Source organism: Vibrio sp. NC2 (genome assembly GCF_025195005.1).
Lineage (GTDB): Bacteria > Pseudomonadota > Gammaproteobacteria > Enterobacterales > Vibrionaceae > Vibrio > Vibrio splendidus.
Map to the genome: position 1 here is coordinate 38,965 of NZ_JANVFC010000020.1, position 14,552 is coordinate 53,516.

The window sequence follows — 14,552 nt, forward strand, 5'->3', positions numbered from 1 at the left end:
AAAAGCCATCAAGACCAATACTCAGTCGTCACTCACCCGCTTTAACAAACGAGCTTAATTCTTGCTGTGGATGAGTAGCGGTCAGTACCTCTATCGAGTCTTCAACCAACACCTTACCTAGCGCCACAAAAATAAACTTATTCGCGATACTGCGTGCATCACCTAAATGGTGCGTCACCATCAATACCGTAATATTTCGTTCTGCCGCTAATCGCTTCACTAAGCTAAGCATCTCCTCGCGCAGCAAAGGATCAAGCGCAGAGAAAGGTTCATCAAGCAACCAGATATCATGAGGCTGAACAAAACAGCGGGCTAACGCGACACGCTGGCGCTGGCCACCCGATAAATGCTCAGGCAATCTATCTAAATACTCTGCAACACCTACTTGTGCGGCTGCTTGCTCAACTTTGAGCTTTTGGGTTGCGGTAAGCTTTAATCCTGGATGCAGCCCTAAACCAATATTTTCACGTACGGTGAGATGGGCAAACAAATTATGCTCTTGGAACAACATCGCCAATGGACGTTGGTGCGCTTCTTTACCAATAAGCGATTGTCCTGCCACTGAGATCTCACCCGATGTAGGCTCTATGAATCCCGCGACTAGCGCCAACAACGTTGATTTACCAGCGCCACTCGGCCCCATCAACGCGACAATGTCGCCCTGCTCAGCTTGAAAATCAAAGCGAAACAACTCTCGGTGATAGTGGTAGTCCACCTCTTTCATCACTAACATCATCGGTTCCTTAACTCTTTAGCATTGGGCTTTGAACTTCGAGTAAATAAAAATTCTATTAAGCTAAAACTGCCCACACTCAGCAGCAGTAAACTCACAGAAACCACCGCGGCAGCTTCCATTTGATAGCTGCCTAACAATTGGAATAGATACAAAGGCAGCGTTCTAAAATCTTGGCTACCAAACAAGGCAATGGCACTCAAGTCCCCCATCGCCAGCATAAAGCTAATAGAAAAGGCTTGCGCCATTGGTTTACGTAGTGCGCGCCACTCCACCAGCCTAAAACGAGTGAAACCTGTCATTCCCAAGCTTGCACACACGTATTGATACTGTTGAGATAAATGCAACATAGGTTGGGCTAAGGTTTTAATCACATAAGGCAGTGCCATTAAGCTATTCACGGCAATCACAATAAAGAAAGCTAAGCTAAATACATCGGTAAATGAACGCAGTAATAAGAAGAGTCCCGTACTGATCACTAACCCTGGTGTCACTAAGATAATGGTACCAATCAGCTCGATTTTATCGGCTCTAAAGTTCTTATTCTGCAAACGCCATGCACGACTGGTCAGCAGTATCGCAATACCAATACCGACAGCAATAACACTTGCTAAGGACGCAACTTTAACTGAGGTCATTAACGCAGCCCAAAACGGTTCGCTGCTGAGCACAATCAGTGCTTGTGAGTTAATACCACTGACGATAACCATGGCTAATGGCGGCAATACCAGCATTGAGACTACTATGATCCAAAAGCTATCCCAAGCTTTTGACCACCAGCAGTCCTTAACCAAATATTTCTCTTCCGACAACTGACTGGCCGTCACTGAAATAGGTTTCGACAGGCGCTGAATACTCACCGCTAATACACCACACAGCAGCATTTGCCATATCGCGAGTAACGCACCAGCCTGTAGGTCAAAATCGAATTTAATCGCTTGATAAATAGCCAGTTCGATAGTGGTCGATTTCGGACCTCCACCTAGCGCCATCACGGTAGCAAAGCTGGTGAAGCACAGCATGAAGACTAGGCCACACACATGAGGCAGTTGTTGTCTTAAACGAGGCCATTCAACCCATTTAAATTTATTCCAATGACTCATACCCAAATGAGCACACAGCTTATGTTGCTCGGCAGGCACGGTATCTAAAGCTTGTAAAAGTAAACGACTGGCATAGGGCAGGTTAAAGAAGACATGCGCCAGCAAAATGCCATTCAAACCATAAATCGAGAATGGTAATTCAATATCGAAGTTCGCCAGAAATTTAGCTAACCAACCACTGTTGCCATAAATTGCAAGCAAACCAAACACGCCAACTAACACAGGCAGAACCAAGGTCGACGCGAACAGCCTTAACAACAGAGCTCGCCCAAAAAATTGCCTGCGACACAAAGCATGAGCAATAGGTATAGCAAAGCCAACACTCAGCACAGTTGAGAGTGTCGCTTGATAAAAACTGAATTTCGTTACATGCCAATAGTAAGGATCGGACCATACTTGGCTGATATCAAGAGAAGGGGCATTGCTAAGCAATGCCCCAACTGCTGAAACCACAAAGGCGGTAATGAGTATCGCAACCCAGATCCCGACCTTAGGTGTTTTCTTTATCATAAATTGATTTTTTACCGTAAGTGGTTCACTCAGTTAATATCGAACGAACCTTTAAATACAGAAAGTTAGAAAGCTGAGCTTTAGGAAACTAATCTTTAGAAAGTTAAGCTAGAAAGCTAATCTTTTAAAAAGTAAGTGCACTCTGCCATTCACGAATCCATGGCTTACGCTTAGCAGCGATTTCTTCAGGCGTAAAACTCAGAGCTTTCTGCGGTACTGTTAACTGCTCAAACCCTTTTGGTAGCTCGATATCAGTCACTGGGTACATCCAGTTGCCCGTTGGCATCGCAGATTGGAATTCATCACTTAGGATAAACGCCATAAACTCATCGGCAAGCTTTTCGTTCTTGCTGCCTTTAACTTTCGCCGCCACTTCCACTTGAGTGTAATGACCTTCTTCAAAGCTTGCTGCTGCGTACTTAGAATCACTTTCTGCAATGATGTGGTAAGCCGGAGAAGTCGTGTAAGACAAGACTAAGTCCGATTCACCTTTTAAGAACATAGAGTAAGCTTCAGACCAACCTTTAGTCACAGTAACCGTTTTCTGAGAGAGCTTCTTCCAAGCTGCTGTCGCTTCATCACCGTATACTGACTTCATCCATAGCATCATGCCTTGACCCGGCGTTGATGTACGTGGGTCTTGGTAGATAACCTTAAGGTCGTCACGCTGCTCAACCAGTTCTTTCAAGCTCTTAGGTGGATTTGCTAGTTTCTCTTTGTTATAGATAAACGCAAAGTAGCCAAAGTCATAAGGGACAAAAGTACTGTCACTCCAACCATTAGGAAGCGTTACTGATGACGTATCAACACTGTGCTTAGCTAATAAGCCCGTCGCTTTCGCTTCAGCCATCAGATTGTTATCTAGGCCTAACACGATATCAGCTTTGCTGTTCCCACCTTCAAGACGCAAGCGGTTCAGAATAGATACGCCATCTTCTAGCGCGACAAAGTTCACATCGCAGCCACACTTTTCTTCAAATGCTTTTTCAACGGCAGGACGAGGTCCCCAATCCGCAGCAAAAGAGTCATAGGTATAAACCGTTAGGGTATTGTCTGCAGCAAAGGCAGAAAAAGAGATGGCTGTAGTAACAGCAAGAGTTGTTAATGTGAATTTCACTGGACGCTCTCCATGGTCTGAGCGGCACAGGTTTGAGGGAGGAGAACGGTAGAAGTTGTTCCTAACTCAATTCCTACGCCAGCATTATCTGGTTCAGGTTTACGGGTCCCAAGCACTTGCTTGATCTCAGCTCGCATTCATTATTTGAATGGTTCGCTCCCCGATGAGTGTTCAGAATTGTAATTCGAATTTTAACAATAAGCTATCAAGTTTGGATCAATTACGTTGATCGTAACCCCAACGTGGCACTAAACCTTGCTCGATGCCAAGATGATCCAAAATGCGCGCCACCATAAAATCGACCAGATCTTCAATCGACTGAGGTTGATGATAAAAACCCGGAGCGGCAGGCATGATCGTCACGCCCATAGTCGATAGCTTATGCATGTTCTCTAAGTGCAGCGTCGAGAATGGCGTCTCACGAACCACCAACAACAGTTGGCCTCGTTCTTTCATGACCACATCTGCAGCACGCTCAATCAGATTATCTGACAGGCCATGAGCAATTGAAGCCAAGCTTCCCGCTGAACATGGGCAAACGACCATCTGCTTCGGCGCTGCAGAACCAGAGGCAACCGGTGAGAACCAATCATCTTTGCCACACACCACGAGCTTTTCTGGGTCGCAGCCTAAATGCTTAACCAAAGCTTGTTTCGCGGCATCGGGCCCTGCAGGTAACTTAAGTTCATGCTCGGTCGCCAACACCACTCGCGCAGCCGACGATATCAGTAAATAGACCTGATAATCCGCCGCCAAAAGGCATTCAAGTAAACGCAGGCCATAAGGCGCACCTGATGCGCCAGTGAAAGCGAGGGTTATAGCTTTATCGTGTTTTGTCATGTTCTCAATTACTTCAAAATATAAGGTCGTGGATGCCGTTAGCCTTTGAGTGCCAACGCATCCAACAATTTCTGGTGAATACCACCAAAGCCACCATTACTCATGACTAAGATTTGGTCGCCCGCTTGTGCCTCTGAGACAATTCTAGCAACGAATGCATCCATGTCATCACTTACATGTGCGGTTTGATGGCACGCATCGGCAACATCTTGTACAGACCAATCAATGTTATCCGGTTGGAATAAGTAGGTAGAATCCGCCTGTTTGAGCGAATCAGCCAAGGTTTCTTTATGCACACCACGCTTCATGGTGGCAGAACGAGGCTCTAAAACAGCAATGATTTTTTTCGTATCGACCTTATTACGTAAGCCACCCAGAGTAAGTTCAATCGCTGTAGGATGATGAGCAAAATCGTCATAGACAGAAACACCTGCCACTTCGCCTTTAAACTCTAAGCGACGCTTGGTATTAATGAAAGTTGCCAGTGATTCACATCCTAAGTCGGGTGTCACACCAACATGTCTTGCCGCCGCAATCGCCATCAAGGCATTACTTACGTTATGATCACCAACCAAATCCCAGTCTACCATTCCAACACATTCGTCTTGGAAATAGACCTCAAATTTGGAGCCATCTTTAACCAGTTTCTTGGCATCCCAATCGCCAAGTTCGCCGCTCGATTCAGTCTCACTCCAACACCCACGAGATAGAACATCTTCAATAGCCGTATCTTGCTTCGGTGAGAAAATACGACCATTACTTGGCACAGTGCGAACCAAATGATGGAACTGTCGCTTGATCGCTTCAAGATCGTCAAAGATATCCGCATGATCGAACTCAAGATTATTCATCACCAAGGTTCTTGGGTGGTAATGAACGAACTTAGATCGTTTATCGAAAAAAGCACTGTCATATTCGTCGGCTTCAACCACGAAGAACATGCTTTCACCAAGGCGAGCAGAGATACCAAAGTTACCCAACACACCACCAACTAAGAAGCCCGGAGCATAGCCACAGTCTTCCAAGATCCAAGCCAACATGCTTGATGTAGTGGTCTTGCCATGCGTTCCCGAGACCGCAAGAACCCAACGGTCATGCAGTAGAAATTCTTGCAACCATTGCGGGCCTGATGTGTATCTAAGGTTATTATCCAATACATACTCAACACACGGGTTACCACGGCTCATCGCATTACCGATAACCACGAGATCAGGCCTTGGCTCTAATTGACTAGGGTCGAACCCTTCAATAATTTCAATCCCTTGCGATTCCAACAAAGTGCTCATTGGAGGGTAAACATTCGCGTCACTACCCGTAACCTTGTGACCTAATTGACGAGCCAATACCGCGGCACCACCCATGAAGGTGCCACAAATTCCTAAGATGTGAATATGCATATATTGCTTCCAAACGCTTGGCTAAATGAGCCATGTTTAAATCAAACTACTTGCACTCATTATCATTAAATGGCGATTAAAAGCGAGCAGCAATGCAAAACAAATTTAGTCGACATAGTAAGTGAGATCTGTGTCGCTTAGTTCATTACCATTAAAAAGATCTAACCTTTAGAATTTAGGTAAGCGTCTAGATGAATAAAGCCCACTCAAGAGGCCTAATCTACAGTGCTCAAATCCCCCCTAATATTGAGAGAAGTTTAAGGAAATAACATGTCTGAGATGCGCACCCTTGGTGAGTTCATTGTTGCAAAACAAAGTGACTTTCCCCATGCAAGTGGTGATCTATCATCCCTTTTGTCATCAATTCGTCTTGCTGCGAAAATTGTTAACCGTGAAATCAACAAAGCAGGTCTTGTCGACATTACTGGCGCTGTTGGTACAGACAACGTTCAAGGTGAAGAGCAACAAAAGCTAGACCTTTACGCGAACGACAAATTTAAAGCGGCTCTAGAAGCTCGTGACCAAGTTTGTGGCGTTGCAAGTGAAGAAGAAGACGAAGCTGTTGCCTTCAATAAAGAGCTCAACAAAAACGCAAAATACGTTGTTCTGATGGATCCACTTGATGGTTCTTCAAACATCGATGTGAATGTATCGGTTGGTACGATTTTCTCTATCTACCGCCGAGTGTCACCGATTGGTACCCCACCAACACAAGAAGATTTCCTGCAACCTGGACACAAACAAGTCGCAGCTGGTTACGTAATTTACGGTTCTTCAACCATGCTTGTTTACACAACAGGCGCTGGCGTCAATGGTTTCACCTACGACCCATCACTGGGTACCTTCTGTCTATCTCATGAAAACATGATGATCCCTGATGAAGGTAAGATCTACTCGATCAACGAAGGTAACTACTTCCGCTTCCCTACGGGTGTTAAAAAGTACATCAAGTACTGCCAAGAAGATGAGCCAAGTGATAACCGCCCTTACACCTCTCGTTACATCGGTTCTCTAGTATCAGATTTCCACCGTAACCTGCTGAAAGGTGGCATCTACTTATACCCAAGCACACAAAGCCATCCTCAAGGTAAACTACGTTTGCTTTACGAGTGCAACCCAATTGCTTTCCTTATGGAACAAGCGGGTGGTATCGCTTCAGACGGTGCTCAACGTATCATGGACATCAAACCAACTGAGTTACACCAACGTGTACCTTTCTTTGTTGGCTCAACAGACATGGTTCGCAAAGTAGAAGAGTTTCTTGAGCTTAACCGAGACTAATTCTCTCGTTTATTTCTCAAAATAACGTCATTAAAAAAGCCAGCATTTATATGCTGGCTTTTTGTTGTTCGCTGAATTAAACAATCACCGAACTATTGAACGCTATACTTTGATTCAGCACCACGCTCGTAATTAAAACGGAACCATTTATCGACGTCATCGCAAATGCCAAGGTAGGTCTCACCGCGGCGTCCTAGCGCTCGCGGGTTCTGTGAACAGTACTGAGTTTTACCCACTTCATAACCTTGGTCGTAAGCCGCATACAAATCGGCATCAATAGATGGTGAAGACGCAGCTTCTGCCAAACTTGCTTCAGTCTGTTTGGTTTTCCCTTTTAGCGCCATTTCTTCGCCAAAGCTCTGCCAATCGGTCGTATTCATTGATGTTGGTGGCGGGGTTTGCGCACAACCAAATAGCATTACTGATAGCACCAATAATATATATTTCATAATTTCCTCCTGATGGAAAAGACTAGCTCGTACATTGAGACTTTTAGCTATTACGTCAGAATGCTTCCAGTAGTTCATTCACTATAGCGGGTTGTCCCGCTTACACCAGTCACCCGAAAGTATTTCTTTATTAGCTGTTAGATCAAGCTGATACAAATATACCCATGCTAATCCAAATATAGTCTCTATTTGCTCGCGACGATACTCAACAGGAACATCTTCTAGCCGATCGAGCGACTCCAAAATTTCGTCGTTAATGATATAGACCTCGCCAGCGACACTTTTCTTTCCAAAAATCATCCCCGGATACGCAACTAAATCAAAAAGTGCGTATTCCTCAGGTGTGTCAAACCTTCCTAAACACTCACACTGTTTTAAATAGTGGTGGTTTGATTGGTCTTTTCTCAATGTCCCATAAACAAAAACGAGGTGCTGCATACTCACTCCCTAGCATTCGTCATCCGCTAATCAATCACCGCTCAAAGTGTTACTCAAATTCAAATTGATAGAGAAGATCCACAGCACTGTCTAGACCCGATACTGCCTCAACGTAGAGATCCTGCATCAATCGATAACGAACGGTAAACTCGCCTAACGAGTTAAAGATACCCACACCATATTTCACCTGTAAACCTGGGAGAATATAGCCGCTTACCGTAACCTGAGAGTCATCGCCAGAGCCTGCTGTATCCAGTTGTAAATCTTGTACACCAAAGGCTTCGCCGATTTCGCCAACAACCTTACCACTCTTAGCCAAACTCAAACCGATCAAGGTTGTTGTCATCGAACCGCTCGACTCACCATCGATATCTTGGCCACGCAAAATATAAGACAGCGCGTTCGCTTGTGGCATCGCTGGATCAGAGTAAATCTCGATGGTCGGCTCTGTCGCAGGGCCTGTAACTCGAATACCTGCTGTCACATCATCCTGAGTATTATCAGGGTTACGAATCGCATTGATGGCTACATATGGCTGATCCGGTGGACCATTCATTAGAATTTTACCCTCTTCGATCAAGAGGTCTTGCCCGAATGATTGGTAAGTACCATCGACGATATTCACTTCACCAGTGATGAATGGGCCTTGGTCTTTTTGAGCTACATTGAGCTTACCAACCAAGTCGCCTTCAAGACCGAAGGCAGACAATTTAAAGTCATCACCAATGGAGATATTAATATTGGTCATCACATTGAATGGGATCGTATCTTCACTTTCAGGCTCAAGATCTTTGTTCAATATCACCTGATCGGAAGACACACCAACCGCTGACGGTGGTAAGTCTTCTACCACAATTCGTCCCCATGGTAGTGCTATGTCACCCGTAATTTTTGCCAGCTCGGGCGTGACATCAATAGTCATATCAGGTACGACCTTAACCTTGACCATCGGCGGGATATCAACCATCAACTCATCGGCAAAAACTCTAACGTTAGAGTGCCATGCTTTAAGATCTTGCCAATCTCCGGTTCCCTCAATATCAAGGTGACCGTCAGGTGTTTCTACATTCGCATCAAGCTTTGCACTATAACCATCAAAGTCGAGATCGATACGGCCATCTTTCACATCAACAGGCGTGACGTCGCCTTTGACTTGAATACCATCAACCGAGAACTGACCAAAAACTTGAGGGTGCATCAAAGAACCTTTAACTTGAAGATCACTCTCAAGGCCGGCTTTCAATAGGCTGTACTCACCTAGGATTGGTTGCAAGAAATCGAGGTGGAACGTGGTCAGCTTAATTGCAGCATCGACCATTTTGTCTTCGGCAAGGATATCCGGTAACGACACCGTACCAGACAGGTCACCATTGTCGGAAACATCCAGCTTAAAATCGGCATCCAGTTTGTTGTCTTTCAACTGGGCATTCAATGCAATACTTTCCCAACCCAGTGTAATTGGCTCACCAACTTGTTGAACAACCTGACCTTTCGGCATATCAACGCTTACCGTAACCTCAGGCTCACCTTGTTCAGACCACTTAGCATGGGCAGTCGCATTGACTAAGCCCTGCAATTGCGTCTCTTTAGGCACAAAGGCTTTAATCTGCTCGAAATCGAATTGATTGATGGCCACCTTGGCCTCACCCGATTTACCGACACGAACGTCTTCATCCAAACACACACTCGAACCAGATTGCTTCCAACAGTGCGCTTGAACATCGGCAAACTGTTTATCGACATCCGCCTTTATCGCGACAGGTTGATCTAATACCCAAGGACCTTGCTGAGTGGTTATTTTGACGCGGTCTAACGACCCATCCCAAATAATAGAAGGCTTTTGAATCAACTCTCCAGAGATCGCCAAACTTGTCGACACGATGTCGGATATCACATCAAGTGTCACTGTGTGTTTCTTCTCACCACCACTCACCGTGAGATCAATACTTTCCACGTTTTGATCTTGATAGGTCAAGTTCTTAGCTTTGAGTACAAGATCGGCTTGGGCTTCAGGTAATGGCAGAGGAACCAAAGAGCCATTAAGCGACAAGGATTCTAGTGTTGCTTCGTTATTCCAATCGACCTTATCAACATTTAAAGCAAGATCGACTTCAGGCTCTTTCGTTGGGCCGCTAAGTTGGATGCTACCGATCACTCTACCTTTCAGCTCAGGACTACTTTTTGCAAGCTCAGGGAAGAAGATCTCAACGCCCATGTCCCATTGCTTATCAAGTTGCCCCTGTGCCTTAATCGAGTTAACACCATGAGCCAAGCTCAAACCGCTGGTTTTCAACTTTGGTTCACCGCTCGCGCTGCGATCTGACGCTGACAATTGTCCTTCGATATCCAGAGGGTACTCTCGCAAGATCCCTTCAATATCCAGTTTAGGCAATTCAATCGCCCAACCGCCCGCTTCCGTCAACTCACCCGAGGTGACAATGCTTCCGCTAATGTTACCCTCGGCTTCTGGCCATTGCAGGCCCGGTTGAATGTCTTTAAGTGTCACGTCAGCTTGCCAGTCAACGAGACTCTTCCAATTCGCTTTAATGACACCGTTGAGTTCACCGCCTAACGTGTTTAGCTTTAGACGCTCGAACTCAATCTGTTCCGTCGTGCCTTTACCCTGCAGATCGATTGATAACTCAGGGATTTCCTTACCATCGGCCTCACCTTTAAGTAGAACATTGAAGCCATCTAATGAGCCATCAGCTTTGAATTGCTCAATTGTCGCTTGGTAATCGCTTTTTCCGGTAAGAGGCCACTGCGCTTGTCCGCCCTCTAAAAGAAGGTCAAATGGTAGAGTTGGCTCTAAGGGTTGAATATCCCCAGACAGCTTTGCCTCAATCAGCTCAGAAAACTGAGAATCTAAGTGCAGCTTAGCCACGCTTCCTTGTGCTTTTAGTGATAATTTCTGACCAGCAAGGTCTGTTTCTTTCACTAACGCATCCAAAGAAAGTTCTAGCGGATAGCCACCCTTGAGCTCAACCTTCGTCGCTAAATTCGCACTTGCTTGGGGCATATCGAGCTCTAGAGTGGAAACATCTACCGTGTGCTTACCCGCCTTAGCTTCAAGGCCAAGGTGGTTGACAATAATTGGCGTTTCTTGTTCTAAGGTGAAACGGTTTAGGTCAAAACGCTCAAGTACAACCTGCAAAGGAATTAAGACTTCAGGTAACTCGATAGCCGTTTTAGCGGCGGTTTCTGGCTCGACAGTTTCTGCTTGTGGTTCTACCGTCGACTCAGCAAGTTTAACCTTAAGATCATTGAACAAGGTTGGCGAAACCGTCAGCGTTTCACCCTGCATGCTCAGAGCGGTTGAGAACAAACCCCATTCGATTTCATGACCCAAGATATTCAGTTTGATATCAGATAAAGCGATGCGATTGATCACTATTGGTAGTGGTGTTTTTACCGATGTCACGGGCGGAGTCGGTTCTACTTCTTCTGTAGAGGGTGGAGGCAGTTCAGTAAATGCGAAGTCCAACCCTTGAATCGCTAAACGATCAACACACAGCTTAGGATCAAGCAAACAACGAGGGTTAATAGCCAAGTTAAGCTTTTGAACCTTGGTGTCGATATGCAGGCTGTCATCTTTAAACTGAACATTATTAAGCGTAAAGCTTGGGAACAGGGCCCCTTTAGTACTTTCCACTTTAAGTTGTGGTAATGCTTTTTCAGCGCCCCACAACACGGTGTTCAACCCTGGATTGGTGAACAAAACAAAACCGAGCAGGGCTATCAACAATAGCAAAATAGACGTCAATGAGATCGACGTCCATTTCAGGCACTTGCCCATCACTTTGATCATAATTCAGGTCCTAAACTAAAGTGCAGTTGGAACTCATCGCCTTTCTTCGCATCTAGGCCCCAAGCAAAATCTAGACTCACTGGACCAACGGGGGACGCCCAACGCACCCCGACACCGGTGCCGTGCTTCCACTCTGGCTTGTCATTAAATGCATCACCAATATCGTAGAATGCAGCGCCCCACCAGTTTCCAACCAAGCGGTATTGGTATTCAAACGAACTGGTTGCAATAAATTTTGCACCCGTTAGAGCGCCACTTTCATCGCGCGGAGAGATCGACTCATAGCCATAACCACGAATACTGTTATCACCACCGGCAAAGAATCTTAGGGAAGGAGACAGCTTCTCAAACTCGTCGGCAAAGTTACCGCCAAATTGAAGCCGAGTTAGGCCTCGGTGGTTATCGCCAATGCTTCGAATCCAAGCGGTTTGGCCTTGAAAACGAACAACCTTAGTTTCGGATAACAAGGTATCATCGGCCGCTTCAAACATAATGGTTTGTTTATCGCCCCACATCGGCATCGAACCACCTCGCGTTCGAGTTCGTGAGAAAGAGAAACCCGGCAAAACAAACTGTGCCAAGTCATCTTGTAAACCTTGTTCATAGTTTTCGACCAAGTATCGAATGAACACCGTGCGTTGCCAGCCATTGTCCAGACGCCAATATCTTTCTAAGGCGAGGTTGGATTCCAAACTCTTGGTATCACGATTATCCAAATTTTTCATACCGTACTTAACTTGGTAGTAGTCATTAAGTACGTCATCCAATGGGATTTTATAAGCTGCAGTGATCGTCTGCTCAGGCTTGGAGATCGACAAGCTACTATTGAAGCTATGGCCTCTGTCATTAACCCAAGGTTTTTTCCATTTAAGAGTGCCTTTCACACCAAGGTCCGTTGAGACACCGATACCCGTTTCGATTTGGTTACGAGCTTGCGGAGCAAGGCTAACCTTCATCGGGATTTCTCGGCCTTCGCCTAACTGACTTAAATCTGGCTCAACAAATACCGAGGAGAACCAATCTGTATTCGACAAGTTTTGGTTGTACTCGCCGACTTTGGTAATAGAGTAAGGTTCGCCATCTTTAAACGGCTTGAGAGATTGAACTTTGTCATCTTCAATTTGACTGCCCGTCACTGTAGTTGTGCCAAAGTGGTAGCGTATACCACTGTTATAATGAAGGCGGACATAAGCACGGTTTAATTCAGGGGCGACTTCTAGCTTGCTAAGATCATACGACCCATCGAAGTAGCCTTTCGCTAATCCAAGGTTGCGGATCGATGATTTCAAAGAATCATAATTGCCATGATTCAGAATCGAACCTTTAGACAGCTTACTTCTAGCTATCAAAGCCAAAAAGTCAGGATCATCTTTGGCTTCACCAGTCAGAACGATATCTGAAGTATAAATAACAACAGGCTCTCCCGGCTCAACCGTAACGGTCATTTCGGTATCATCTTGGGAGTGAGAAAATGTGATATTAGGGTGGTAGTAACCTAACGCATTCAGGGCTTCTTTTATCATAGACTCCAAGCGAGATTGGAACCTTAATGAAACCGAGTACTCTTCTTCAGGAATCGCACTCAGATAAGCATCAACATTATCCTCAAGCGCTCCATTAAGCCCTTTAATTTCAAGGGAAACATCAGCGAAAGCGAGCGTCGATGACAATAGAGTGCCAATCAGAACTGGTAAAGTTTTTCTTATCATGCTTAATTGGTGAAGAAGTTATCAATACGTTAATAAATGAAAAGAAATAATACCGCTAAAAAGACATTGAGTCTGTAATAAATCTTGGAATAACACGGTCTAATTTAAAGACTTATTCAATATTGACCAACAGTTAATATGAACCCAAGTTAAATAAAAGCCAGCGCGGTAAACGTATGCGAAAAGGAATATAACATGCTAAACAAACAACAACTGGTTTCTGCAGCAACCGCACTACCGGGAAATGCTGACCCAATTCGAATCACTGAGCGTCATTTCGTCAATCAAACCGATCTGCTTGATGCGCCTACGGGCTCTCAACAAGAAGTCCTACTTGGTATGGGATGCTTTTGGGGAGCTGAGCGTTTGTTTTGGCAACTTGATGGTGTTATTTCCACATCCGTTGGCTACGCTGGTGGATACACAGTCAATCCTACTTACGAGCAGGTATGCAGCGGACAAACCGGCCATACCGAAGTCGTTCGTGTCATTTTTGATAGCGAACAAACATCTTTAGCTCGAATACTTGAGACCTTTTGGGAGCGCCATAACCCAACCCAAGGTATGCGCCAAGGCAACGACTTAGGGACTCAGTACCGTTCCGCGATATACACATTCAGCGAACAGCAACAAGCCGTCGCCGAGCACTCTAAACGTGAATATCAACGAGCAATGACTGAATCATTAGGCAACGAGATCACGACGGAAGTTCTGCCTGCTGGAAAATATTTTTTCGCAGAAACCTACCACCAACAATACCTAGCCAAAAATCCTAACGGTTACTGTGGGTTGGGCGGTACGGGTGTCTGCTTCCCTCCGCAATAATGTGTTAGGCATACAAACTAGAACAACATCCATTAAAAAGGGCTTCCGCTAGGAAGCCCTTTTCATTGGAAATCTATTTGACGCAATGCAAATCTATAACAGTCAGTTACACCGGCAGCGCAGCAATGGTGCCGTTAACTTCTTTAAAAATAGTGAGCTTTTGTTTGTCTGAAACTTCAGGAAGAAGCACTTTGCCTTGGTCGAAGCGAAACTCTCCGATACCCTCAATAGCAAACTGGCCTTTGAATAGGACTTTAACGAAACGTGCCACCTGATGTGGACGATAAGTAGAAAATTTTCTTAACATAATACAACCTCAATTCCATTTGAGTACTACAGTCA

At 45.2% G+C, this 14,552-nt stretch carries 12 protein-coding genes and 1 riboswitch; of the genes, 2 read left to right on the plus strand and 10 right to left on the minus strand.

The annotated features are described in order from the left end of the window. Positions 1–28: 28 nt before the first annotated feature. The 5 genes from thiQ to mpl all read right to left on the minus strand — a co-directional run bounded on the left by thiQ (position 29) and on the right by mpl (position 5,700). On the minus strand, positions 29–733 hold the full coding sequence (thiQ, locus tag NX845_RS19430; protein WP_020477151.1) for a thiamine ABC transporter ATP-binding protein: 705 nt from the start codon (positions 731–733) through the stop codon (positions 29–31). After that, positions 733–2,346 (minus strand): thiamine/thiamine pyrophosphate ABC transporter permease ThiP, encoded by a 1,614-nt coding sequence (gene thiP / locus NX845_RS19435; RefSeq protein ID WP_017083750.1) that lies wholly within the window; start codon positions 2,344–2,346, stop codon positions 733–735. Before thiP ends, thiQ begins: the two co-directional genes overlap by 1 nt. Positions 2,347–2,470: 124 nt before the next feature. Continuing rightward, positions 2,471–3,463: a thiamine ABC transporter substrate binding subunit gene (thiB, locus tag NX845_RS19440; RefSeq protein ID WP_017096056.1), complete on the minus strand. Its 993-nt coding sequence runs from the start codon at positions 3,461–3,463 to the stop codon at positions 2,471–2,473. A 53-nt stretch (positions 3,464–3,516) separates the two neighbouring features. Further along, a riboswitch (TPP riboswitch) is annotated at positions 3,517–3,636 on the minus strand. Positions 3,637–3,679: 43 nt separating this feature from the next. Then, positions 3,680–4,303, minus strand: a complete 624-nt coding sequence (locus NX845_RS19445; RefSeq protein WP_004735291.1) for a flavin prenyltransferase UbiX — start codon at positions 4,301–4,303, stop codon at positions 3,680–3,682. Between the two features lie 38 nt (positions 4,304–4,341). Further along, the gene (gene mpl, locus NX845_RS19450; protein WP_017096055.1) at positions 4,342–5,700 is read right to left on the minus strand and encodes a UDP-N-acetylmuramate:L-alanyl-gamma-D-glutamyl-meso-diaminopimelate ligase; all 1,359 of its coding nucleotides are present in this window, start codon (positions 5,698–5,700) and stop codon (positions 4,342–4,344) included. Positions 5,701–5,970: 270 nt separating this feature from the next. Between mpl and fbp the strand changes: the two genes are divergently transcribed. After that, on the plus strand, positions 5,971–6,981 hold the full coding sequence (gene fbp, locus NX845_RS19455; RefSeq protein ID WP_004735289.1) for a class 1 fructose-bisphosphatase: 1,011 nt from the start codon (positions 5,971–5,973) through the stop codon (positions 6,979–6,981). A 92-nt stretch (positions 6,982–7,073) separates the two neighbouring features. Here fbp and NX845_RS19460 read toward each other — a convergent pair whose 3' ends face one another. The 4 genes from NX845_RS19460 to NX845_RS19475 all read right to left on the minus strand — a co-directional run bounded on the left by NX845_RS19460 (position 7,074) and on the right by NX845_RS19475 (position 13,385). Continuing rightward, on the minus strand, positions 7,074–7,430 hold the full coding sequence (locus tag NX845_RS19460) for a DUF2799 domain-containing protein (RefSeq protein WP_065682691.1): 357 nt from the start codon (positions 7,428–7,430) through the stop codon (positions 7,074–7,076). Between the two features lie 81 nt (positions 7,431–7,511). Next, a complete protein-coding gene (locus tag NX845_RS19465) occupies positions 7,512–7,868 on the minus strand; it encodes a gamma-glutamylcyclotransferase (RefSeq protein ID WP_065682690.1) in 357 nt (118 codons plus the stop codon). A gap of 49 nt (positions 7,869–7,917) precedes the next feature. Continuing rightward, positions 7,918–11,676, minus strand: coding sequence for a translocation/assembly module TamB domain-containing protein (locus NX845_RS19470; protein ID WP_065682689.1), 3,759 nt, complete (start codon positions 11,674–11,676; stop codon positions 7,918–7,920). Continuing rightward, the gene (locus tag NX845_RS19475) at positions 11,673–13,385 is read right to left on the minus strand and encodes an autotransporter assembly complex family protein (RefSeq protein WP_065682688.1); all 1,713 of its coding nucleotides are present in this window, start codon (positions 13,383–13,385) and stop codon (positions 11,673–11,675) included. The genes NX845_RS19470 and NX845_RS19475 overlap by 4 nt, the downstream gene beginning before the upstream one ends. Before the next feature lie 195 nt (positions 13,386–13,580). On the opposite strand from NX845_RS19475, the gene msrA reads away from it, so the two are divergent. After that, positions 13,581–14,210, plus strand: a complete 630-nt coding sequence (gene msrA, locus NX845_RS19480) for a peptide-methionine (S)-S-oxide reductase MsrA (protein ID WP_004735284.1) — start codon at positions 13,581–13,583, stop codon at positions 14,208–14,210. A gap of 106 nt (positions 14,211–14,316) precedes the next feature. Here msrA and NX845_RS19485 read toward each other — a convergent pair whose 3' ends face one another. After that, positions 14,317–14,517, minus strand: coding sequence for a DUF1107 family protein (locus NX845_RS19485; protein ID WP_004735283.1), 201 nt, complete (start codon positions 14,515–14,517; stop codon positions 14,317–14,319). Between the last annotated feature and the right edge of the window lie 35 nt (positions 14,518–14,552).

Coding starts and splice junctions, on each gene's coding strand:
- mpl (WP_017096055.1), bottom strand. CDS start 5,700: ATGCATATTCACATCTTAGGAATTTGTGGCACCTTCATGGGTGGTGCC.
- NX845_RS19465 (WP_065682690.1), bottom strand. CDS start 7,868: ATGCAGCACCTCGTTTTTGTTTATGGGACATTGAGAAAAGACCAATCA.
- NX845_RS19470 (WP_065682689.1), bottom strand. CDS start 11,676: ATGATCAAAGTGATGGGCAAGTGCCTGAAATGGACGTCGATCTCATTG.
- NX845_RS19460 (WP_065682691.1), bottom strand. CDS start 7,430: ATGAAATATATATTATTGGTGCTATCAGTAATGCTATTTGGTTGTGCG.
- fbp (WP_004735289.1), top strand. CDS start 5,971: ATGTCTGAGATGCGCACCCTTGGTGAGTTCATTGTTGCAAAACAAAGT.
- NX845_RS19485 (WP_004735283.1), bottom strand. CDS start 14,517: ATGTTAAGAAAATTTTCTACTTATCGTCCACATCAGGTGGCACGTTTC.
- NX845_RS19445 (WP_004735291.1), bottom strand. CDS start 4,303: ATGACAAAACACGATAAAGCTATAACCCTCGCTTTCACTGGCGCATCA.
- NX845_RS19475 (WP_065682688.1), bottom strand. CDS start 13,385: ATGATAAGAAAAACTTTACCAGTTCTGATTGGCACTCTATTGTCATCG.
- msrA (WP_004735284.1), top strand. CDS start 13,581: ATGCTAAACAAACAACAACTGGTTTCTGCAGCAACCGCACTACCGGGA.
- thiQ (WP_020477151.1), bottom strand. CDS start 733: ATGTTAGTGATGAAAGAGGTGGACTACCACTATCACCGAGAGTTGTTT.
- thiP (WP_017083750.1), bottom strand. CDS start 2,346: ATGATAAAGAAAACACCTAAGGTCGGGATCTGGGTTGCGATACTCATT.